The sequence below is a fragment of the Psychrobacter sp. APC 3426 genome, from assembly GCF_030408035.1.
GTDB lineage: Bacteria > Pseudomonadota > Gammaproteobacteria > Pseudomonadales > Moraxellaceae > Psychrobacter.
In genome coordinates, this window is sequence record NZ_JASDCF010000033.1 from 1 (window position 1) to 22416 (window position 22416).

Annotated in this window: 20 protein-coding genes; 6 read left to right on the plus strand and 14 right to left on the minus strand. The window is 43.8% G+C overall.

Going from position 1 to position 22416, the window contains the following annotated elements; translation table 11 throughout:
• The 3 genes from QL919_RS12665 to QL919_RS12675 form a co-directional block, all read left to right on the plus strand.
• A partial coding sequence (locus QL919_RS12665) for a saccharopine dehydrogenase NADP-binding domain-containing protein (protein WP_290189844.1) occupies nucleotides 1-1386 on the plus strand: 1386 nt, incomplete at its 5' end.
• Nucleotides 1387-1878: 492 nt separating this feature from the next.
• Complete coding sequence (locus QL919_RS12670; protein ID WP_290189845.1) at nucleotides 1879-2709, plus strand: hypothetical protein; 831 nt, start codon at nucleotides 1879-1881, stop codon at nucleotides 2707-2709.
• A gap of 211 nt (nucleotides 2710-2920) precedes the next feature.
• A complete protein-coding gene (locus QL919_RS12675) occupies nucleotides 2921-3442 on the plus strand; it encodes a hypothetical protein (RefSeq protein WP_290189846.1) in 522 nt (173 codons plus the stop codon).
• A gap of 134 nt (nucleotides 3443-3576) precedes the next feature.
• Here QL919_RS12675 and QL919_RS12680 read toward each other — a convergent pair whose 3' ends face one another.
• A complete protein-coding gene (locus QL919_RS12680; RefSeq protein WP_290189847.1) occupies nucleotides 3577-6096 on the minus strand; it encodes a Tex family protein in 2520 nt (839 codons plus the stop codon).
• 427 nt (nucleotides 6097-6523) lie between these two features.
• Here QL919_RS12680 and ompR point away from each other — a divergent pair, with 427 nt between their 5' ends.
• Nucleotides 6524-7282: a two-component system response regulator OmpR gene (gene ompR / locus QL919_RS12685; RefSeq protein ID WP_290189848.1), complete on the plus strand. Its 759-nt coding sequence runs from the start codon at nucleotides 6524-6526 to the stop codon at nucleotides 7280-7282.
• Between the two features lie 127 nt (nucleotides 7283-7409).
• Here ompR and QL919_RS12690 read toward each other — a convergent pair whose 3' ends face one another.
• From QL919_RS12690 to ubiG, 4 genes are all read right to left on the minus strand, one after another.
• On the minus strand, nucleotides 7410-7676 hold the full coding sequence (locus tag QL919_RS12690; RefSeq protein WP_290189849.1) for a DksA/TraR family C4-type zinc finger protein: 267 nt from the start codon (nucleotides 7674-7676) through the stop codon (nucleotides 7410-7412).
• 184 nt (nucleotides 7677-7860) lie between these two features.
• Complete coding sequence (locus tag QL919_RS12695) at nucleotides 7861-8667, minus strand: YciK family oxidoreductase (protein ID WP_290189868.1); 807 nt, start codon at nucleotides 8665-8667, stop codon at nucleotides 7861-7863.
• Nucleotides 8668-8867: 200 nt separating this feature from the next.
• Nucleotides 8868-9578 (minus strand): HAD-IA family hydrolase, encoded by a 711-nt coding sequence (locus tag QL919_RS12700; RefSeq protein ID WP_290189850.1) that lies wholly within the window; start codon nucleotides 9576-9578, stop codon nucleotides 8868-8870.
• A gap of 80 nt (nucleotides 9579-9658) precedes the next feature.
• Nucleotides 9659-10432, minus strand: a complete 774-nt coding sequence (gene ubiG, locus QL919_RS12705; RefSeq protein ID WP_290189869.1) for a bifunctional 2-polyprenyl-6-hydroxyphenol methylase/3-demethylubiquinol 3-O-methyltransferase UbiG — start codon at nucleotides 10430-10432, stop codon at nucleotides 9659-9661.
• A 555-nt stretch (nucleotides 10433-10987) separates the two neighbouring features.
• Between ubiG and QL919_RS12710 the strand changes: the two genes are divergently transcribed.
• Nucleotides 10988-11608: a thiol:disulfide interchange protein DsbA/DsbL gene (locus QL919_RS12710; protein ID WP_290189851.1), complete on the plus strand. Its 621-nt coding sequence runs from the start codon at nucleotides 10988-10990 to the stop codon at nucleotides 11606-11608.
• A gap of 329 nt (nucleotides 11609-11937) precedes the next feature.
• Here QL919_RS12710 and yjgA read toward each other — a convergent pair whose 3' ends face one another.
• From yjgA to QL919_RS12755, 9 genes are all read right to left on the minus strand, one after another.
• Entirely contained in the window at nucleotides 11938-12450 is a 513-nt protein-coding gene (yjgA, locus tag QL919_RS12715; protein ID WP_290189852.1) for a ribosome biogenesis factor YjgA, read from the minus strand.
• 67 nt (nucleotides 12451-12517) lie between these two features.
• The gene (rapZ, locus tag QL919_RS12720) at nucleotides 12518-13483 is read right to left on the minus strand and encodes an RNase adapter RapZ (RefSeq protein ID WP_290189853.1); all 966 of its coding nucleotides are present in this window, start codon (nucleotides 13481-13483) and stop codon (nucleotides 12518-12520) included.
• Nucleotides 13484-13562: 79 nt separating this feature from the next.
• On the minus strand, nucleotides 13563-14438 hold the full coding sequence (panC, locus tag QL919_RS12725) for a pantoate--beta-alanine ligase (RefSeq protein ID WP_290189854.1): 876 nt from the start codon (nucleotides 14436-14438) through the stop codon (nucleotides 13563-13565).
• A gap of 128 nt (nucleotides 14439-14566) precedes the next feature.
• A complete protein-coding gene (gene panB / locus QL919_RS12730; RefSeq protein ID WP_290189855.1) occupies nucleotides 14567-15367 on the minus strand; it encodes a 3-methyl-2-oxobutanoate hydroxymethyltransferase in 801 nt (266 codons plus the stop codon).
• Between the two features lie 242 nt (nucleotides 15368-15609).
• A complete protein-coding gene (folK, locus tag QL919_RS12735) occupies nucleotides 15610-16131 on the minus strand; it encodes a 2-amino-4-hydroxy-6-hydroxymethyldihydropteridine diphosphokinase (RefSeq protein ID WP_290189856.1) in 522 nt (173 codons plus the stop codon).
• Nucleotides 16115-18478, minus strand: a complete 2364-nt coding sequence (pcnB, locus tag QL919_RS12740; protein ID WP_290189857.1) for a polynucleotide adenylyltransferase PcnB — start codon at nucleotides 18476-18478, stop codon at nucleotides 16115-16117. The genes folK and pcnB overlap by 17 nt, the downstream gene beginning before the upstream one ends.
• A gap of 166 nt (nucleotides 18479-18644) precedes the next feature.
• A complete protein-coding gene (locus QL919_RS12745; protein WP_290189858.1) occupies nucleotides 18645-19019 on the minus strand; it encodes a ComEA family DNA-binding protein in 375 nt (124 codons plus the stop codon).
• The gene (gene mazG / locus QL919_RS12750; RefSeq protein ID WP_290189859.1) at nucleotides 19016-19897 is read right to left on the minus strand and encodes a nucleoside triphosphate pyrophosphohydrolase; all 882 of its coding nucleotides are present in this window, start codon (nucleotides 19895-19897) and stop codon (nucleotides 19016-19018) included. Before mazG ends, QL919_RS12745 begins: the two co-directional genes overlap by 4 nt.
• 150 nt (nucleotides 19898-20047) lie before the next feature.
• The gene (locus QL919_RS12755) at nucleotides 20048-20749 is read right to left on the minus strand and encodes an IS1 family transposase (RefSeq protein WP_290189860.1); all 702 of its coding nucleotides are present in this window, start codon (nucleotides 20747-20749) and stop codon (nucleotides 20048-20050) included.
• Nucleotides 20750-20863: 114 nt separating this feature from the next.
• Here QL919_RS12755 and QL919_RS12760 point away from each other — a divergent pair, with 114 nt between their 5' ends.
• Nucleotides 20864-22345 carry a phosphomannomutase CpsG gene (locus QL919_RS12760; RefSeq protein WP_290189861.1) on the plus strand — a complete coding sequence of 494 codons (1482 nt, stop codon included), beginning with the start codon at nucleotides 20864-20866 and terminating at the stop codon, nucleotides 22343-22345.
• The last annotated feature ends 71 nt before the right edge of the window (nucleotides 22346-22416 follow it).

Here is a 22416-nt window from a genome sequence, read left to right on the forward strand (position 1 = left end):
TCAAATAATTCACAATCAAATAATTCACAATCAAATAATTCACAATCAAATAATTCACAATCAAATAATTCACAATCAAATAATTCACAATCAAATAATTCACAATCAAATAATTCACAATCAAATAGCTCATCGCAACACAACGGTGACAAGCGCCCTTATGCGGTTGTCTTGTACGGTGCAACAAGTTTTGTCGGCCAAATTACTGCTCACTATTTAACGAGCTTCTTATCTAATGCGAAAAACAAAGATGGTTCGAATGTCACTTGGGCAATTGCCGGTCGTGATGAAGAAAAACTAATCGAGTTGCAGTCCAAACTTGAGAGCAAAGTAGATACCATTATCGCCAATAGTAATGACTCAGCCAGCCTTGACGATATGACCAAGCAAGCGCAAGTTATTATCTCAACTGTCGGCCCTTACCTGAAATACGGCGAGCCTTTGATTAAATCCTGTGCAGAAAATGGCACCGATTATGTCGACCTCACTGGTGAGGCTATCTTTATCAAAGATATGATGGATAAGTATCAAGAGACTGCTAAGAAAAGTGGCGCGCGTATCGTCAACTCTTGCGGCTTTGACTCTATCCCGTCAGATTTAGGTGTCTACTTCACACAAACCAAAGCGGAAGAAAAGTTTGGTGAGGCTTGTGATGTGATTCATATGCGTGTCAAAGCAGCAAAAGGTGGCTTGTCAGGCGGTACCATTGCCTCGATGGCGACTATCTTTGAAGAGGTTGGACAGAACAAATCACGCCGTAAACAAGTGACAAACCCTTATCTGTTAAATGATGATAAAGATGCGCCTAATGTACGCCAAGACAATGTCAGCAAACCCGAATACGACAGTAAGCATAAGCGTTGGTTGGCGCCTTTTGTGATGGCTAGCATCAATACTCGTATCGTCCATCGCACCAACCAATTACTCGACTATGAGTATGGTCGCGAATTTAAATACGACGAAGCCATGTGGATGAAGGATGGTGTTAAAGGTAAGTTATCAAGCTACGCCATGAGTGCAGGCTTGTTTGGCTTTGCCACAGCGATGATGATTAAACCAAGCCGTGAGCTACTCTCAAAGCATGTGCTACCAAAATCTGGCTCTGGCCCCTCTAAAGAAGAGCAAGAAAATGGTTACTTTGATATTCGTCTGTTTGGACAAACGAGCAAAAACGACACCATCACGACTAAAGTGACAGGGGATAAAGACCCTGGCTATGGCAGCACCTCGCGCATGTTGTCACAAGCGGCACTGTGCTTGGCACAAGACATCCGTAAAGAGGATGTCGGCGGTGGCTTTTGGACGCCAGCTTCGGCGATGGGTGATCATTTGCTAGCACGTCTAGAAGAGCATGCAGGTCTTAGCTTCGATGTTGTGGATGGCTAATCTGATCATCAAAGACGACAAGATGACTCTTAACCTTTAACCCTTATGTTGTGTTTAATCACCGTATCTTGTGAGCAAGGTACGGTTTTTTTTGACTTAAATTTTTGAAAAACTTCCAAGCAGATGTTAACAAATACTAATAACGTACTTTTTTGGTGAACGATGTTGCCCGTTTTCGATTTTTTTATACATTATGCTACACATCCCTAGCCTAATGTCACAGCCATATTGCAACAGTTGCAGTAGGATAAAAGGGGTTGGGGCATTATTTCAAATGAACACTCTTTATCCGAATGCTTTTATACATTATGCCTTTATAAACACAGATGAATAAAAAACAGACGCAACTAAAATACAGCCGTTATAGATGGAAAAACGCCAAAGATTGGTGTTGCGCTGGTGTTATTCAGAACTACGGTTATTTAGATAGAATCAATAAATACTTAGAATAAGCAAAATATAACTATTCACGACAATTAAGAGGAATTAATAATGAAATTGAACGTATTAACTGCCGCCGTAATCACTTCAGGTCTTGCTATGTTTGCAAGCTCTGCTAATGCCGCCGTAACCACTGATAGCCATGGCAATGTTGGTTATGATACTTATGAAGAATGTGTCACTGCGGTCAAAGATGGCTCAGCCAAATTCTATACCCCTTACACTTATCAAAACCCAAAGCGTCAAGCTGGTGAAGCAACGGTTAAGAAAATGAAACTGTCTGAGGTGATGATTCCTCAAAGCGTGGTTGACAGCAACAGCCTACGTAGCAGCGACTATTCAGCTGGCGCCTGTGACCTCGGTGTTGGACAATCAAACGGTCGTTACGGGGTGTCAGGAGCCTTGGTTGGTAAATACGTCCCTATCGCAGCTGATATGCCTGTCAACGTCTATATGGACAAAGCAGGCAACCCAGTTCGCTTAAGTATGCAGCAGTGCGACAACCATTTCGGTGGTAAATTCCCAACGCCTATCGTGAGTGAAGCAAAAGCCCCAGAAGCACAAGTGGCCGTCACAGAAGAGCGCAGCGTAGAGCCAGTCGTCGTTGAGACCACTCGTGTGATTCGTCCTGCTAAATACAGTGTTAAGGAAGTCATCATCGCACCAACTGATCAAATCAAGCGTGTTAACACTGCTGAAGGTACGGCTATCGCTATCGAAGATGGTGCCAATCGTACTGTGGTGGTCGGCGAAGAAGCAGAAGCTGATGCGCTCGACAACACTGAAATCAATCAGACCTTCCCAGTAACTCGCGTACCTAAAAATGAGGTTCAGCAACGTGTGGTTGATGTAGATACTGGTGAGTATGTAATCGTTGAATAATTTGCTAGAAATCGGCTTGAGGGTATCGAATAATTAATAGTGATGGTTTCATAACGTCACAACCATACATCAAGCTGTTAGAAGAGTAATGAGTTTACTACTGAAATACCAGCCATAGAGGTGGTATTTTGTTTTTGTAAATAAGCATGAAATGCTAAAAGCAAATTATCGATATTAATAATGACTAATCTATAAATTTTGGAGCTTTATAATGAACAAGAATGCCTTATCATTACTTATGGGTGCTGCCATCATCTTACCAACCGTAGCAATGGCTGCTCCAGTAGAGACAAACGATACCAAATCTGCCAATACTCAACAGGTGACGCCAGCAGAACAGTTGAATGCGCCAGTAGAGAATACCTTGCAGTCTAAAGTCAAAGGTCCAGACGGCGAACTACTTGCCACACAACCTGGCGCAGTTGAGACTGATGAATCTGAAACTGTTGAAGACGATATGGATGAAGCAGAAAGCGAGAATAGCAATGATGCAATAGCTGCGGTTGCCCTACAACCTGCCCAGCCCACTCAGCCTGCAAAATCGCTAAACATGCAACATAGCGATGCTAGTTATCAACCATTAATTGCTGGTGAAGGTGCAACTGATAAAGAAACAACCGATGCCGCTATCACCTTGCAAGAAAAGAAAAAAGACACACGTGGTGAGCTATTAGCCACGCAGCCTGCGGATGTTGAATTTAAAGAAAACCGTCGTATCGCTGTGTCGCGCTAAGCACTAGTCTCTTAATAATTGCCCATAATAAATAGCTGTTAGTTAAGTAATAATCAGTTTTTAGCCAACTATATTATGTGCAATAAAAAACGCAGCCATTAGGCTGCGTTTTTTATTGCTATATTAACTACATACTATTTCTTAGTCTTGGTCACGCCCGCTTCTTGTAACAGCGCCCCAAGCGTCCCCATCTTGCTAGGCGCTTCAGCTTTCTCAGCTCTAGGCGCTTTGCTACGGTTATTGGCGTTGTCCTTATCTTGACGGTTGCTACGCGGCTTTGCTGGACGCTTATCAGCGGCTGGGCGGTTGCTGCGTGGACGACTGGCTTTATCATCATTGCCAGTGCTTGCTGCAGTAGACTTTGCGGCTGGGCGTGCTGGTTTTTCAGACTCAGGCTTCATACTAAAACCAATACGGCCACGTTTTTCATCAATAGAGATGACACGTACCGAAACGATATCACCTGGCTTAACACGGTTCATCGGATCAGCAACGAAGTCATTGGCCATCTGAGAGATATGCACAAGACCATCTTGATGAACACCGACATCAACGAAACAACCAAAGGCTGTGACATTGGTGACGACACCTTCAAGCTGCATGCCTTCTTCTAAATCTTTAATGCTATTGACATCTTCACGGAAATTCGCAGTTTTGAACTCAGGACGTGGATCGCGTGCCGGTTTGGCCAGCTCTTCGATAATAGCAGTTACACTAATATTGTCATCATTTGCCGCGAGCGCAGTCGTATCGATGGTGTTTAATACACCATCGTTACCGAGCACTTCTGGCAATGCCTTACCTGTTTGCGCCAGTAAGCTATCAACCAGCGCATAGCTTTCTGGATGCACGCCAGTGGCGTCAAGTGGGTTGCTACCGTCATGGATACGTAAGAAACCTGCTGCTTGTTCAAAGGTCTTAGCACCTAAGCGCGGGACGTTTTTGAGTGCCTCACGGCTATCAAATGCGCCATGCTCTTTACGATAAGTGACGATTTGCTGGGCGACGTTCTTATTCAAACCAGCGATATGAGCCAAGATGGCAGGGCTCGCCGTATTTACATCAACACCAACGGCGTTCACGCTGTCTTGAGTAACTTTATCAAGGCTATCCGCTAACTGGCTTTGGTTCACATCATGCTGATATTGACCAACACCAATCGCTTTGGGGTCAACCTTCACCAGCTCTGAGAGTGGGTCTTGCAGGCGACGAGCGATAGATACCGCGCCGCGTACAGAGACATCTAGGTTGGCAAGCTCATCACTAGCAAGCTCGCTTGCAGAATAGACTGATGCGCCAGATTCATTGACGATAACAGCTTTGGCCTTTAGACCATCATTAGCAGCCAATATCTCTTTAACCATCGCATCTGTTTCGCGGCTAGCAGTACCATTACCGATAGCCACTAAATCAACGTTATAAGTACTTAATAACTCATCAATGACTTTTTTGGCTTCATCCATCTTATTATCAGGAGCAAACGGATAGACAGTCGCCACCACAGGCTTGTCTTCGCTATCTAGCATGACGTGGCCTTGGGCATCGACAATCGCCATTTTGACGCCATGACGAATACCAGGATCGACACCTAAAATGACTTTACGACCAGCCGGTGCTGACATGAGCAGATGCTGTAAATTATTGGCAAATACATCAATTGCATCAGCCTCAGCAGTCAGACGCTTTTCAGTCAACAAGCGATGTTCGATATGCGGACGCCATTTGTCTTTCCATAAGCTGCTAGCGGCTTCTGCTAAAAACTCACGGCGCTCAGCTGGCGCTTTAGAGTCAACATCGAAATGACTGATGATTTTTTCGATAAACGGGGTATCTTCCCCTTCGATTTTGAGACCCAAGACATTTTCTTGGCGACCGCGTAGCATCGCTAATAGACGATGATTGGGCAGACGCGCAAGGCTTTCGCTATGCTCAAAGTAATCTTTGAATTTCTCGCCGACTTCACGCTTTTCTTCGCTAGCAACACTAGATACGATACTCGCCGTTTTAGCAAAGCCACTACGCAGGCCATCAAGCAAATCTAATGCTTGCGTCCATTCATCGATGATGATGGCTTGTACGCCAGCCAGTTGCTTTTCAATATCACTGAAATCAACTTCTATCTCATTACCATTATCATCAGAGATACTAGCTGGCGCTTGATAATCAGCCAATGCCTCTGTTGGGGTAACTTCTTGCGTCAAGACCGCTTGCGCTGCAACGTCAAGACCAGCAGCACGTGCTTTGGCGGCTGGTGAACGGCGGCGCGGACGATATGGCAAGTAGATGTCTTCAAGCTCAAGCTTGGATGTCGCATTATCAATACGGGTCTGCAGCTCGTCAGTTAAATTGCCTTGCGTGCTGAGCAGCTCAGTAATTTTTAGGCGACGGGTTGCCATGTCACGCTCGTAATTAAGCGACTTCTCTAAAGCTCGTAATTGCGCATCATCAAGATTTTGCGTCTTCTCTTTGCGGTAACGCGCAATAAACGGAACAGTCGCGCCTTCATCGTAAAGTTTGACAAACGCATTGACTTGAGCAGTCTTAATGCCAAGCGCGCGAGCAAGCTTGTCGTGAATATTCGCGTGTGTGGTTGCATCCAAAACCTGAGATTTTGTCGAGGTTTGAGATGACGTTAAGGTATCAGTGCTACTCATATACGTATCAATCGTTGAGAAATGTAGTTTTGCATTATAGCAAAAGCTGCATGAATAAAAATCCTTTTTATCTTTTCGTTATTTATATGGTGTTTTACGGCTCAAATCCTGTGATATCGTCCGTTCTATCGCTTTGTTAAACAAACGCATACAGCATTTGTCCTTATGGGTGATGCAATTAGCGGTGCAATCTTATACACTAAAGTATCAATAGCACAAATATTGCTATGTAATACCGCACTGAACAATAGTGTCTATTTTTATATATTTCCTCAATGGCTAATGGCTCGATAATGAGTGTTTCAATAATCAACGGATTGGCCATTAAGTAACGACCGTATTTTTACCCGCGATTTTTAATAATTTTACTAATAACATTTTTATGAGAAATTTCTACTAATAATAATTTTTATAAGAGGATGCCTGTATGACAGATAATAACAGCCCCGATACTTTGACTCAGCGTATTTTGGTCGTCGATGATGATGCCCGTCTGCGCTCTTTGTTACAGCGCTTTCTAGAAGACGATGGTTTTGTCGTGCGTACAGCGCATGATGGCAATCAAATGGACAAATTGATGCAACGTGAGCTCTTTTCACTGGTGGTATTGGATTTGATGTTACCAGGCGAAGACGGTATCAGCATCTGTAAGCGCTTGCGTGAAGACAATGGCGATATTCCCATCATCATGCTGACTGCCAAAGGTGGCGATGCAGACCGTATCGCTGGTCTAGAAGCTGGTGCTGATGATTACCTACCAAAACCCTTTAACCCAAAAGAGCTATTGGCACGTATCAAAGCGGTATTGCGTCGTCAAAATCGTGAACTGCCGGGTGCGCCAAGTCATCAGCTAGAAGTGGTTGAATTTGGCCCATGGACGCTTGATTTATCGACCCGTACCCTTAAACGTGATGGCAATGTGGTCACTTTGACGACCGGTGAGTTTTCAGTATTAAAAGCCTTGGTTCAGCATCCGCGTGAGCCGTTGACGCGCGATAAATTGATGAATCTGGCTCGTGGTCGTGAATGGGGTGCGATGGAGCGCTCTATTGACGTCCAAGTGTCACGCCTGCGTCGTCTGATTGAAGACAATCCTTCACAAGCACGCTATATCCAAACAGTTTGGGGTGTTGGCTATGTATTCGTACCAGACGAAGCCGAAGTAGAAGCCGCTAGAAGTGAATAGAATGTTCTTTTACTTTTTTTAAAAATAGAAAACCCTGCCACAGATGTGCAGGGTTTTTTATTGTCTGATAAATAGTGCTGCTCAGCTCAATGAATATTGTTACCCAATAAACAATAACGCAAAAAACTTAGCGCAATTGACTGTCTTTACTGCCGCGGCGATTGAATAATTCAGCCGCTCGCGCTTCTTGCTCAAGCTCAGTCTGACAGCCAACACAGTGCTGAATCCCAGGCACCGCTAAACGGCGCGCTTCTGGAATAGGATTGCCACATTCATCACAAAACTCAGCGCTTTTACCCGTTGGCAATGCACGTCGTGCCCGTTCTAAGGCATCATTGACAGTTGCATCCATCTGTTCGTGCTCAGCGCCATCTCTTGACCAACCACCCGCCATAATCTCATCCTATTTGTTATATTATTTGCACTTAAACCATTGCTTAAACTTAAAAACAAAAGTCTTTAATAACAAATAGATGGGGTTTATTATCTATAATTACAAGCGGTTAGACTGTATAGAAACCATGGATTGAGATATACATTTTAAAATAAAACCTGGTCTCAAAAACGATAAACCATCACTACTCTTTCGGTTGCAGCGCAACCACTTGCCCACGTACACCGATACTGTCATCACTCATTAGGCAGACATAACCGGCCATGATATCTTCAGGGGTTTTTAAACTCATCGGATTCTCCCCTGGATAGGCATGCGCGCGCATGTTGGTACGTGTACCGCCAGGATTGACACAGTTAAAACGCAGGTTGGTGGTGTTTTGCGTCTCTTGGGTAAAGATATCACTCATGCCCTCCACCGCTTGTTTTGACAGCGCATAGGCACCCCAAAAGGCGCGTGGGTGCGTACCGACTGTGCTAGAGGTAAAGACGATAGAACCGTTTTTAGCGTCCTTAAGCAGTGGGAGCAGTGCCTGAGTCAACATAAAGGTCGAGGTAAAGTTGACCTTCATCACTTGGGCAAAAGTATCAACATCGTACATCTCAAGCGGCGTCAATTGACCGAGCAGACCCGCATTGTGCAAGATGCCATCTAATTGACCGATTTCTCTATCAATCAATCCTTCTAATTGCTGCATTTCAGCATAGGTTGCACCCTCTAGATTCATCGGTAGCATGGCTGGTTGCTTGCCACCAAAGCTCTCAATCTCGTCATAGACGTATTCAAGCTTACTGCTCGTGCGCCCTAACAACAGTACGGTAGCACCATAACGCGCATAAGCTAAGGCAGCAACGCGTCCGATACCATCACCAGCACCCGTTACCAAAATAGTCTTACCCTCTAAACAATTATCAGGTGGCACAAAATTACGAATCTCGTCATGAGTGAGAGGTTGAGTAAGATTTTGCGTGGCTTGTTGGTTATTATCCATACTATTTTGCGGCGTAGCTGGCTGATTGGTATTGTCACTCATGGCATTACTCACTGCTTATAAATTAATAGTTAAATATCAGTATAATGAAGTACTTACATCTTATATCATCAAAAATCGATATGGTTAACGGCACTTATATTTAAATGTAATTAGTTAACCGCAATTAATAAAAAAGACCGATTGTTAACAGGAATGGTTTATAAATAATCGAACTTACCAGAAGAGAGCAGCAATTTATTCAACTGCTCAGGGGTATCAGTAATATAATCTGCGCCCCATTTCTTTAGGTTTTTTTGATCCTCAGGTGGGATATAACCATAAGCCGCCAAAATCGTTGGCATACCAGCAGCGTTACCCGCTTCGATATCACGTATATGATCGCCGACATACAGCACACAGCCGGCAGCACCACGAGGAATACCCAGTTTTTCTAATGCCACATACATCGGCTCTGGATCAGGTTTTGAGCGTGATACATCATCAGGACAGACCAAAACAGCACAGCGCTCATCTAACTGCATCTTGCTGAGTAGCTGTTCTGATAAATAACGCGGCTTGTTGGTGACGATACCCCAAGGCACACCTTTCGCTTCTAATTCTGACAGCACTTCATCGAGCGCACCAAACACGCAGCTATCAACACATATTTCTGCTTCATAGTCATCTAAAAACTGCTGACGAAAATCAAGTAAGGCCTCTTCGCTCACATCAAGCTGGTCATTATGACGCAGCATCAGCTGTACCATTGCTGACGCACCCGCAGAGACTTGCTCGCGAATTTCAGCTTCTGGTGGTGCTTGCCAATCGTTTTCATGGCTCATCTTACCGATGATACGGACAAAATCAGCAGCAGTATCGATTAACGTCCCATCAAGGTCAAATAAAACCGCTTTTACAAATTGGCTCATAATGAATGCTCTTAATATTAAAAATGTGTTTCAGACGAAATGATGACGTGAAGTGAATCGATTACAGCGTTACACTAGATTTAAACCAATGGTTTTTGTACCGCTATCATATAATTGACATCGACATTTTGTGCCAACCAGTAACGCTTGGTCAGTGGGTTATAATGTAAACCGATAATATCCTGACGGGTAAAGCCCGCATTGACTGCCATCTTATCGAGCTCCGCTGGGGTGATGAATTTGGCATAATCATGAGTACCACGGTCTAGCAAGCGCAATACGTACTCTGCCCCAACGATGGCGAACAGATATGACTTTGGATTGCGGTTAATCGTCGATAGCACACAAACACCACCTGGTGCCAATAGCTCAAAGCAAGCCTGCACAATCGAGCTAGGATCTGGCACATGCTCCAACATCTCCATGCAAGTCACCACATCGAACTGCCCAGCGTGAGTTTTTGCTAGCTCCTCTACTGGAATGTGTTGATAGCGCAACGTCTCATTCAAACCGCTTTGCTCTGCATGCAGAGCCGCTGCTTTTAAATTCTCGGTACCTAAATCGATGCCCGTGACATCAGCGCCGCGACGTGCCATTGATTCTGACAAAATACCGCCGCCGCAGCCGACATCTAACACCTTTTTACCAACAAGCCCTGTCTCAGCTGTTTTATCGGCACTTTTATCCACATAGTCGCTTTGATAACCGCGTTTTACATTTTCTTCTATCCAGTTAAGACGCAATGGATTGATTTCATGCAAGGTTGCAAATGCGCCAGTATTACTCCACCACTCGCTTGCCAAATTATTGAACTTCTCAACTTCGCTTGGATCCACGTTTATCGTGTTAGCCATTGTATTATTAAGGTTTGCTTGCTCATTTGCAGGAGGCGCAGAAGGGTTGGCTGAGCTCATAGATTTTCCTTTATTGTCATTATAGGTGTCGTCGTACATTATAGGGTTCGCTGATGTTATATCTCACAACACCAATGGCACGATTATGTGCCTAATATTAGCATGAGAGCGGCAGCTTTGTCGTGAAGTACATCGTCACTGATTGTGAATGTCGATACTGTAAACTCGAAGATTCATCAATAGTAGGAAAAGATACCTCAAGCGATAACCCAAAGACAGGCAATCTACTATCGAGCGTAAAAAGCTACAAGGTAAAAAAACCATAAGCTATAACTTATAAGTAAGGTACCTTAAATAATAGCTCACAGCTTTACAACCGTTAGTTAAGAATCGGATTCACAACCACCTACCTTTTACGTTATCATAGTCAGTAAACTATGATAACTCGTGAATACTCGGCGTTATCTCGATTATGCCGTTTCAAACAATATGAACCACCTGAAGCGGTATAAATGCTCCAACAAACCCTAAGTCTATACATCTCAAGGATAAAGTATGAAACGTGTCATCACAATGACTGGTCTGGCCATGGCTATTGGGCTTGCCACTATGGGCGCACAGGCTGCCGACTATGTCGCCGGAAAAGACTATCGCGTACTAGACAACCCAGAAAAAATCAGCGGTGATGCTATCATTGTTCGTGAGTTTTTTTGGTATGGTTGCCCGCATTGTAACGTTCTTAACCCGCATATGGAAAAATGGGCAAAAACCAAAGACAAAGACGTGGCGTTCTTCAAAACCCCAGCAGCGCTTAACCCAGTTTGGGAAGCCAACGCCCGTGGTTTTTATGCCGCTCAGCTGTTAGGATTTGAGAACAAAACTCATGACGCGTTATTTGATGCGATTCATAAAGACGGTAAAAAACTATTTGATCAGTCATCACTGAGCAAATGGTATGCATCAAAAGGCGTTGATGAAAAGAAATTCAACAGCCTTTATAACTCATTTGCCGTTGGCACTAAGATTGGTCGCTCACAAGCAGGGGCTAAGCGCTACCAGCTCTCTGGTGTACCAGCCGTTGTGGTACAGGGCAAGTACGTCGTCACTGGTGAAAGTGCCACAGTACCTAAAGTTGTAGACTTTCTAGTAGATAAAGCGCGCGCTGAAAAGAAGTAATGTCATTGTAGTTACTCATATAGGCAGTCTTCTTTATAAGTAGCCATGCATAAAAAAGCCAATCATTTATTGATTGGCTTTTTTTGTCTTACTGTCTCGTACAAGATAGGTTGATATTAGACCTATAGTTAGTGAAAAGTAATATCGATACATCACGCGCTGCTGATATCAACTTTTCTTGCTTGCTGTGCCTGCGCAGACAGAGGTTACAAAAAATTGATATCAGCAACACCGTAGCGTTTTTAGAATATTTTGACTATAGACTTATTATCTTCCTGGATAATGACATCAGCCACACGTGCAATATTTGCTCAAAAATCTCTTAAACACTATTTTTTTAAATCCGATAGAATAGCGACTTCGCGTATATAACTGGCTAGGTCTTGTTTAGACTCTGCCATCAGTTCATCATCATTGGTATGCTTAGCATATTCAATCCAAAGCAATAACTGATACATACTATTGTGCTCAGAGGCTTTGTATTGTTTGACGAATTGCTTAAGGGTGCCTTCATCATTGATATTTAGACGCTCAGACCAGCTCTCTATTTTAGAAACTTGTTCTTTAGGAAAATAAGCGTCAAACAATGCTTTTATCAGCTCATGGCGATTTTCTTCAATCATAAGTTTGCCAACACGTTTGGTCTGACGATTACGTGCATTGGCACTGGTGATATCGGCAAGCGCCATCAATTCAGCCATAAAATAATCACTGGCTGGCAGACTTTTTAGCTGTTTTTTCGATAAGCTGGCAAGCGGTATTGATAACTGCTGCAAGCGCTCATGGGCTTTTTTGAGTTCTGTGCGCGAAACGCGCATATCCTGTTCTGACCAGTCAATCATAAAAGATTTCCAAAATAATGAATAATAAAATCAATACTGTTTGTTAGGTAAAAATATTTGTCAATAACTACCAACGGCTTTTTTCCCGATGTTTTGCCAGTACCTTAACGCCCTGTGGAACCGTTGCAGCCAGACGGCGCTGCAGCGTATCAGTGATAAACACTGAGCGATGCTTACCGCCCGTACAGCCAATTGCCACCGTCACAGTATGACGATTATTGTGCAAAAATTCCGGCAGCCAACGGCTTAAGAATTTGTCGATATCGTCGGTCATCTCTGCCACTTCTGGATAATCTGCAAAAAATGTCGCTACTTCATTGTCGAGACCTGTTGATGCTCGTAACTCAGGATTCCAATGCGGGTTGGGTAAAATTCTGACATCAAAGACAAAATCAGCATCGATAGGACTGCCGTACTTAAAGCCAAACGACAGTAGATTAATCACAATCTGATTCTCCATACCGATGTGTTCACGCAAACTGTCTTTTAGCTGATGGATATTTAGACTACTGGTATCAATTTTGATATCGGCATGACCTGCAATAGGCTCTAACAGCTCTACTTCTCGTTTAATCGCAGCGGGTAGGTTAAAAGCGATATGTCGCGCATTGTCACTGTCGATATCTTGCGACATCAATGGATGCACACGTCTAGTCGCATTAAAACGCGCTATTAAGGTGCTTTCTTGTGCGGTGACATAAACAACTTTAACCGCATGCTTGCCATAAGTGTCTCTTAAGGTTTCATAGGTCTCTGCAAAATTAGATAAATCAGCACGTGGCGTTCGAATATCAACGCCAAGCGCAATACGGCAGATGCCACTCTCATTGACCAGCTTGTGCGCAGCATTCGGCAACAAGGACAGTGGCAGATTATCAATCGAATAATACCCTAGGTCTTCTAAAATATTTAAAACTGAGGTCTTACCAGACCCTGAACGACCTGACACGACTAGGATACTGAGCTTATCAATACTCGATGAGTCCGCTACTTGCTTAGTTTGGTCGTTACTTTTATCCTGACTTACATCCATGGTTTATCCACCCTAGTTCATTGCATCCTGCAAATAACCACATCATGACAGCTGACTCAGCATCATTAATTAACAATCACTATTTGAAAGTCACCAGTTGATTGTCTAATAAACGTGCACGTCCCAACCAAGCAGCCACTAAAATGATTAAATCTTGTTTTTCTTTATTGAAGATTGCAGCATCATTGGCGACAGGAGTTAGCTGAGCCGTTTTTATTTGTAGATAATCTATAATAAAACCAGCATCTGTAATACGCTCACGTGTTTCTACTAATAGTGCTTCAAACTCTTTCTGACTATGTTCGCAATTCAGCAACTTCTGTGCCAGACGTTGCAACTCTTGATGAAGTACGGGTGCTATTTGTCTCTCAGCTGCATTTAAGTATTGATTGCGTGACGATAGCGCCAAGCCATCAGCAGCCCGGACAATAGGCGCACCTATTATTTTAATCGGGTAACTTAAATCGCGTACTAACTGCTTAATAATCGCCAGTTGCTGGTAGTCTTTTTGACCAAATACAGCCACATCAGGCTGCACGATGTTAAACAATTTCGAGACCACAATACCAACACCGTCAAAGTGCCCAGGACGTGATTGACCACATAATTGAGTGGTGATTGCACCAGCGAGGACGGCAGTCGGTGGCGGCAATACTGGGTATATCTCGTCAATACTGGGCGCAAACACATAATCTGCCCCGACCGTTGCTAGCTTTGCGACATCCTCATCCAATGTGCGAGGGTAGCTATCAAAATCCTCTCCTTCGCCAAACTGAGTAGGATTGACAAAGATACTCACCACCACGATATCGGCATGCTGCTTAGCGATTCTTACTAACTCAAGATGACCATCATGCAGATTGCCCATCGTTGGCACTAGCGCAATACGCTGCTCACTGCGGAGTGGTTTTAGCGTGTCTTGTAACGCAGCAATATGATGATGGATATTAGGCATCAAAAGATCTTCTTATCTTGTTATTGGATTGTATATAGTTTTTGCGGCTATTGAACGGTGCGTGGAACGCACCCTACCAATTTTACTGGATCATTCTTATATCTAGGTCATTCTTATATAAAGAAAAACTAATCGAATTGGTGCTGCTCAGTTGGAAAACTGCCTTCGCGTACCGACTGCTGATAAAGCGCAAAAGCACCTTCGATACTATGGGCGCTATTGCGTTCATCGGTCAAAAAGTCATGGACAAAGCGTGGCACTCGGCCATGTACCATACCTAGCATGTCATGCATCACTAATACTTGGCCGTCAGTATCGGCACCTGCGCCAATACCAATCACTGGTACAGCTACCGATTCTGTCACTGCTTTAGCGAGCTCAGCTGGGACGCATTCTAGTACTAGCAGTGCGGCCCCTGCAGCGACAACTGCTTTAGCATCAGCAAGAAGCTTATCAGCCGCTTCATCACCGCGGCCTTGGATTTTATAACCACCAAAGACGTTAACCGACTGCGGGGTCAAACCAAGATGTACACAAGTTGGTGTACCTGCTTGCGTTAAAGTTGTGACCAAATCACAAAGCTCACTACCACCTTCAATCTTTATAACGTGCGCGCCGGCTTGCATTATCTTCCGGCTATTGGCTATGGCTTCTGGCAGGGTCACATAACTCATAAATGGTAGGTCAGCTAAAATCAGTGCATGCTTGTTACTACGGGCAATGTTAGCCGTATGATAAGCCATATCGTCAACGGTTACAGGCAAGGTTGAATCATGGCCTTGTACCACCATGCCTAAGCTATCACCGATCAAAATAGTATCAATCTGTGCCTTGTCCATCATTCGTGCAAACATCGAGTCATAGCACGTCAAACAAGTAAACTTGGTGCCTTCTTTTTTAAATTTATTTAAAGTAGATAACGTCGTCATATGACCCTCGATTAATCTGCAATGCTTTTAACTTATTAATAACTGTTATTCTGTTTGTGATCAAAAAACTTAGCAATTGCTTGATATATAGTCATCCTAAACAAAACAAGCACAAAAATTGTGATGCGCTATTGGGATAATTTTTCCTTGCTTGCTGTGCCTACGCAGACAGAGGCTGCGCAAAATTTATCCTAATAGCGCTATATTTACTTTATAGTTGATTCAATTCAATAATAAATTAACTATAGTAGCTTTAAGCCTGTCCAATCTTTACTTTGTGGATAATCATCTATCGATTTGCCAGCAATTACTAGCTCTGGTGCTAGCTCTTGTAGCGGTATTAAGACAAAATTACGTTCAGGCAGTCCAGCATGCGGTATGGTTAGTTGCGGCTCTGCAATTTGCGCTTCACCGTATAACAAAATATCGACATCCAGGCTACGTTCACCCCAACGTCTTATGCGTGCACGCTTAGCTTGCTCTTCTAGCTGCTGGCAAAATGCGAGCAACTCAAAAGGTGACAACGTTGTCTCAAAACCAACGACTGCATTGACGAAGTCTGGCTGATCTTGCGGCCCCATAGGCGCTGAAGCGTAAAATGAAGAAACACGAACATCTCGTATCTGTTCATGCTCTCGCATTACTGCAAGTGCTTGCTGCAAATGCTCTACAGGTGAACCTAACTCATTAGCCAGATTGCTACCCAAGCCTACATAGCAAGTTACCCAATGGGCGTTGCCCGTATCGTTATCCATATTTGGCATTATCGGTACTGGGCTGACGGCGGCGACGCTTCGATGGTACAGGGCCTTTATTGTCAGTCACATTACTAGATCCAACTTTGCTATTAGCAGCTTGGCTGGCTTTAGCAGACTTTGCTTCTGTCGTTTTAGCTGATTTTCTCGCTTTCGAAGGCGTAGTCGCTTTATTAGTTTCTGTCTTGTTTTCTGACTTGTTTTTTGGCGTAACTTCTACATGCTCTACCGTCTTCTCAGCTTTAGTATTAGCCTTACCATTAGACTGAGTTGCTGGCTTAGGCGCTTTTTTTGCGTACTTCGCAGCAGCTTGGTCGTTATTGTCAGCTGGCTGCTTTTCTACATTGCTTGCACTGCCTGCACGATTAACAGTATTAGCACTGTCTACAGTAGGCTGACGGCGACGACGCTTATGCGGTATCGGCTCGTTATTCATGCTGACTAGCGCCGGTGACCTTGCCACCGAACGGGTAGGATATGTGTTAGCAGAAGATGGCTTAACATCTGACTGCTTTGCCTCTAACTGCTTAGTATTAGGATGTTTAGCACCACCTGAACGATCGTCACTTGAACGTTCAACTTTATCATCAGATTTCGTATCCTGATTGCGTTGCTCTTTCTCAGCCGTTAATCTTTTAGTAGCTGATTTTTGCTGTACAGGCTCTTGGCTACGCTCAGACTTATCAGCACCTGATAGCTGCTTTTGTAATGGTGGCACGACTTTTTCGTGCTCGATTACAAACAATGGCGCAGGCTTAGCATTATGGCTATGGCCTTTGTTCGACGCTTGGTTACTACTACTGGCAAGAGACAACTGCTGTAGCTGAGCAAGCTCATTACTGTCTTGCTTTACCTGTTGCGTGGTGTAACCCTTGTTTTTATTGCTATCAGATTGCTTAGCAGCTGTTGACTGGCTTGCAGCGCGGCGACGGCGTGATGGAATGTTTGATGAATCATTCACCACTGCTTGCTCAGTGCTATGCTTTTCAGTACTGCCATTGGCTTTGCTATGCTGAGTGTTTTTTTGATTAGACATCGATTCATCCGCTGTATATGCCGCTGTATATGACTCAGGCTTTTGACGATTGCGTCCGCGCGCGCGTTGCACTTTTTTATAAGCACCGCGACGAATATTTTCGTCAAATTCATAAATAGCTTTCTCTTGATCTTGCTCAGACAACGTCTGATAAGTCTGCCACCAGTCGCCCATACCATTGGTCGACTCTGATAGCGGATGCTCAGCATCACCGCACTGCTCACGTAATAATAAGAAATCAAAGCCTGCACGAAAGCGCGGGTGCTCAGAAAGCTGAACGATTTGCTTGCTACGTGGGGCGGCAAGTTTTGGCTGCAATATCCAAATATCACGGATGAATTGCTCTGCGAATTTAGGGATAGCCGTCTTGATACGCTGACGGTCGATGACTTTGCTAGCCGCATGCATTTGCGCTTCAGCAAAAGGCATATTGCGCTTTTTGGCCTTCTCTAACTGATGCAGATAATTTTCCCATAACAGGGCTGCATAGAAAAACGCCGGATTGATACTTTTACCTGCGGCAATACGTTTATCGGTATTAATAGCCACTTGTTTCACTAAAGCACTGGCTTCAGAAGGTGGATAAATGATTAAACTATCAATCGCACCTGACTCAAACAATAATGGTAACAATGGCACTAGATAGCCGCCAGTAAACATCTTTTGTGTTTCATCATAGAGACGATGCGGTGATATTTGCTCAAGCAATGCCCAATTATCATCATGAAACTGCTGAGACAACTCTTCGTCAAAATCAAATCCCAATTTGGCTTTGAAACGTAACGCGCGCAGTAATCTTACCGGATCTTCTTCGATACGAACGGGTGCATGGCCTAATAGGCGAATGACTTTATTATCAATATCTTCAAGCGCACCGCAAAAATCATGAACCACGCCTTTAAGTGGCTGATAATAAAGTGCATTGATAGAGAAATCCCGACGTGAAAAGTCTTGTTTAATATCGCCCCAAACATTATCACGCAAGATCATACCGTCTTGATTGGTATTAGCATCACTAGTTGGCGGGCCACGAAAAGTAGCGACTTCAATTAGCTCTCGTCCTGAATACACATGTGCCAATTGAAAGCGGCGACCGATAATGCGGCAGCGCTTGCCAAAGACGTCTTTGATTTCATGCGGCTTGGCATCAGTCACAGCGTCAAAGTCTTTTGGGCGCAGACCCAATAAGGTATCGCGCACACCACCACCAACGATATAGGCATCAAACCCAGCTCGGGTTAATGTGGCAATCACTTCAGTAATGGAATTGGGTAATTCAGATTTATTCAGTTCTAACTGCTTGGCGGCACGCTCGGCCATGCATCTACTCCTCGCCGGTATTCTTTAACCACCCCTGACCAACACAGCGTTTATCAGGCGGATGTATTGACTAGTTTAACAAATTTTGCACGCAGTAGGTGCGTTATGACATTTAGTTACGTGCAATTTTGTCAATATTGGGGTTAATCAAAGCAAAATAATGCCCTTAATGTTGCACACTTAAACGACTTCGATTTTTCTCAACGGTTTTTGCACCGATACCTTTGACCTTTGCTAACTCATCAACGGTTTTAAAATCGCCAAACATGTCACGATATAAAATAATCGCTTGGGCTTTGCTACTACCGATACCGTTTAGTGAAACCAGCTCACCTTCGCTAGCACGATTGATATTGACGATGGCTTGTTCGCGCGCTTGGGTTTTAGCATTCTCTTGTGCCAAGAGATACTTATAAGCACTTTGTGGATTATCAAAACAAGGCGCCGCATTCCCACTATTTGGCATCATAATAAACAAAGCGAAGCCGAACGCAGCGTTCGTTATTAAATTGATGAACGAGGCTTTATAATGAGCGCTCATGACGAGCGTTCATATTGTTTCGCCGCTTCCCATAGTGCATCCATCTCTGTTATATCGCTATCTTCGATGCGCTTGCCAGCAGCAACCAGTTGCTCTTCAATATAACCAAAACGTGACTTAAACTTATGCACGCAAGTAAGGGTCGCTGCCTCAGCATCGAGATTTAATTTGCGCGCGACGTTGACCAGCGCAAACATACAATCGCCTAGTTCTTTTTCAATCTCTCTAATATTGGCTTTGCTTATGTCATATTTAGCAGCAGTGTTGGACTTCTCTGTCAGCTCAATCTTTAATTCACTAATTTCTTCCTCGAGTTTTTCAAACGCTCCTGTTACGCCTTCCCAATCAAAACCTAGTTTTGATGCCTGCTTTTGTACATCCTGAGCTTGCATCAAAGCACTGCCCGCTTTGGTTTTATCTAAACGCCGCTTGGGTTTACCACGTGCCTCGCGCGCTTGCTGCTCCTGCGCTTTGATTTCATCCCAGCGCTCCTTAACCGCCACTTCATCTTTCAGGGTTTCAGCCTCAAATACGTGCGGATGACGGCGAATCAGCTTCTCTTGCAAAGTGGTAATGACATCGCTCATATCGAAACGACCTTGCTCAGCGTACATCTGGCAATGAAAGACAACTTGCAACAGCACATCACCAAGTTCACCTTTGATATCTTCGTCATCATCGCTTTGTACCGCTTCACCCAGCTCATAGGCTTCTTCAATTGCATATGGAATGAGGCTATGATTGCTTTGTTTTTTATCCCACGGACAGTCAGTACGCAATCTTGCCATCAGTGCCAACAGGTCATCAAGTTGCCCACTCGCTTCTGGAGTGCCTTGCACAGGTTCGGGTGCTAATATTTTATTTTCTACAGTACTCATAAAAGTTGCTCTTATACTTTTAATTGTTATTGAATAGAATCACATTAACTTAATAACGATTTTGTCATTAGTGTAGCATTGAAAGCTTAATAGCCTATAATTGTGTTATCTACTTCGTTATTTGGTGGTGTTCTAAAAAGTATGCTGGCATCAGACGTAGCCATAATTGACATAAAAGAACACCAGATCGAATACTTTAAAGTGATTATCAAGCTTTTTTGAGAAGCAATAAGTCTTTCTAACCGCCCGACGCAATCGGTGTCTAAGACGGCAGTTATTGCCTTCAATGCCTACCGTATGCTGTTTGCCAATTCGTTTGTTATCACTTTTAAAGGCGGTTATAAAACTGTCCCAGTTGTCCATACTGATAGAGCCATAGCTGACTGTGAGCTGCTTTAAACGTGCTCTTAACTTCTTAGCCGTTTTTAGGTCACGTTTGCCCCAGACATAAGCGACAATCTCATTAGTAGCCCGGTCATAAGCGTAGATGAGCCAGACTTTACGCTTCTTGCGATACACGTAAGTCCAGAACTCATCAACCTCTAAGCGTTCATAATATCGCTTCTTAGGCGCGACCTTATAAACAGATGAGCCTATGGTGCCAAGTACTTTACCAATGCTAACCTTGGCTATAACAGCTATGTCTCTAACACCGCAGCCTCTAACAGTCATCAGTCGTATGAGATCTTCTATTCTAGAGTGACAGCCGTTATAGGTTACCGCATGATCGCCAATAAATTGGCGTTTACAGTCCTTACATTGGTAGTTCTGCTTACCATAGCTTTTTATACCATTTTTCTTTAGACTAAGACTGTGACAGTCGGGGCAATTGATCTGTATTTGTGTCTTCATAACCTCAAATATATCATCTTGCTTCGGCTGTCACCCTTCCTTTATTACCCCAGCATACTTTTGATACACCACCCGTTATTTTACCACTGCTTTAGCGCAAGGAATCTTGTCATTATGTCTACTTCTGCGACCACTAGCTACCAGCCAGCGCCTGAATTTCATCCTATTAAGATTAACTCTTTTAAAGCCTATGATATTCGCGGTGAACTTGGGGTCAATCTTGATGAAGATATTGCTTACCGTATCGGGCGTGCCTTTGCGCAGATTTTATATCAGCGTTATAGCGCCGCTAATAGCTCAACTGAACTAAAAAACTTAAAACCTGCCATCGTTATCGGTAGTGATATTCGCCATTCAAGCGAGCAGTTAAAACAAGCGACCCTTAAAGGTATTATTGACGCGGGTGTTGATGTCATTGACTTGGGCATGAGCGGTACCGAAGAGGTGTATTTTGCCACCAGTTACTATCAAACGTTAGGCGGTATCGAAGTCACTGCCAGTCATAATCCTATTAATTATAATGGCTTAAAACTGGTAAAAGAGCATTCAAAACCCATTAGCGCCGATGATGGGTTAGTAGAGATTCAAGCATTGGCAGAATCAGGACAGTTTGCTACTGCTGACAAAGCTGGAAAATTGCAGTTATTAGACGATAAAAGCGCTTATGTTAATCACGTCATCAGCTTTATAGATACTGATAGATTAAAACCGCTTGAACTGGTTATTAACTCAGGTAACGGCAGTGCAGGCCTCGTGGTTGATTTATTAATTGACAAGCTGGCACAAGCGGACGCACCCATTGAAGTGATTAAACTGCATCATACGCCAGACGGCAACTTCCCCAATGGCATTCCCAACCCTATGATTGAAGCCAATAGAGTGGCTACCCAGCAAGCAGTACTGGCAAACAAAGCCGATTTGGGCATTGCCTTTGACGGAGATTTTGACCGCTGCTTTTTATTCGATGAAAGCGGCGAATTTATTGATGGCAGCTATGTGGTAGGGATGCTGGCGCAGGCGTTTTTAAATAAATATCCAAATGAATCCATCGTCTATGATCCACGAGTAATTTACAATACCGAAGCAGTCATCGAAGAACATAATGGCAAGGCAGTCATCAGTAAGTCTGGACACTCATTTATCAAGCAAGTCATGCGCGAGTCAGGCGCAGTCTATGGCGGCGAGATGTCCGCTCATCACTACTTCCGTGACTTCTTCTATTGTGACAGCGGGATGATTCCATGGCTATTAACTATTGAGCTATTATCCATGACTGGTAAGACGCTCTCTGAGTTGGTCACTGGCTATATCAAAGCTTATCCCAGCTCAGGTGAGCTAAACTTTCGTCTCACCACAAATGATGCACCAATTATCATTAGCGCTATCGAGGATAAGTTTAGCGCTGAGAGCCCAAGCAAATCGATGCTTGATGGCTTAAGTCTCGACTTTGGGGAGTGGCGTTTTAACTTGCGTGCATCGAATACCGAGCCGCTGATCAGGCTGAATATCGAAACTCGTGGTGATGAGAAGTTATTAGCCGATAAGATACGAGAAATAAAGGAGTGGCTTGGAGCACAAGGTGCTGTTTTGGCTTAAGAGTTTTTTGCAGAAAAATGTGAATTTAAAAACAAGCGCCTGTTAACATAGATATTAACAGGCGCTTTTTG

Coding starts and splice junctions, on each gene's coding strand:
- QL919_RS12670 (WP_290189845.1), top strand. CDS start 1,879: ATGAAATTGAACGTATTAACTGCCGCCGTAATCACTTCAGGTCTTGCT.
- QL919_RS12675 (WP_290189846.1), top strand. CDS start 2,921: ATGAACAAGAATGCCTTATCATTACTTATGGGTGCTGCCATCATCTTA.
- QL919_RS12680 (WP_290189847.1), bottom strand. CDS start 6,096: ATGAGTAGCACTGATACCTTAACGTCATCTCAAACCTCGACAAAATCT.
- ompR (WP_290189848.1), top strand. CDS start 6,524: ATGACAGATAATAACAGCCCCGATACTTTGACTCAGCGTATTTTGGTC.
- QL919_RS12690 (WP_290189849.1), bottom strand. CDS start 7,676: ATGGCGGGTGGTTGGTCAAGAGATGGCGCTGAGCACGAACAGATGGAT.
- QL919_RS12695 (WP_290189868.1), bottom strand. CDS start 8,667: ATGGATAATAACCAACAAGCCACGCAAAATCTTACTCAACCTCTCACT.
- QL919_RS12700 (WP_290189850.1), bottom strand. CDS start 9,578: ATGAGCCAATTTGTAAAAGCGGTTTTATTTGACCTTGATGGGACGTTA.
- ubiG (WP_290189869.1), bottom strand. CDS start 10,432: ATGGCTAACACGATAAACGTGGATCCAAGCGAAGTTGAGAAGTTCAAT.
- QL919_RS12710 (WP_290189851.1), top strand. CDS start 10,988: ATGAAACGTGTCATCACAATGACTGGTCTGGCCATGGCTATTGGGCTT.
- yjgA (WP_290189852.1), bottom strand. CDS start 12,450: ATGATTGACTGGTCAGAACAGGATATGCGCGTTTCGCGCACAGAACTC.
- rapZ (WP_290189853.1), bottom strand. CDS start 13,483: ATGGATGTAAGTCAGGATAAAAGTAACGACCAAACTAAGCAAGTAGCG.
- panC (WP_290189854.1), bottom strand. CDS start 14,438: ATGCCTAATATCCATCATCATATTGCTGCGTTACAAGACACGCTAAAA.
- panB (WP_290189855.1), bottom strand. CDS start 15,367: ATGACGACGTTATCTACTTTAAATAAATTTAAAAAAGAAGGCACCAAG.
- folK (WP_290189856.1), bottom strand. CDS start 16,131: ATGCCAAATATGGATAACGATACGGGCAACGCCCATTGGGTAACTTGC.
- pcnB (WP_290189857.1), bottom strand. CDS start 18,478: ATGGCCGAGCGTGCCGCCAAGCAGTTAGAACTGAATAAATCTGAATTA.
- QL919_RS12745 (WP_290189858.1), bottom strand. CDS start 19,019: ATGAGCGCTCATTATAAAGCCTCGTTCATCAATTTAATAACGAACGCT.
- mazG (WP_290189859.1), bottom strand. CDS start 19,897: ATGAGTACTGTAGAAAATAAAATATTAGCACCCGAACCTGTGCAAGGC.
- QL919_RS12755 (WP_290189860.1), bottom strand. CDS start 20,749: ATGAAGACACAAATACAGATCAATTGCCCCGACTGTCACAGTCTTAGT.
- QL919_RS12760 (WP_290189861.1), top strand. CDS start 20,864: ATGTCTACTTCTGCGACCACTAGCTACCAGCCAGCGCCTGAATTTCAT.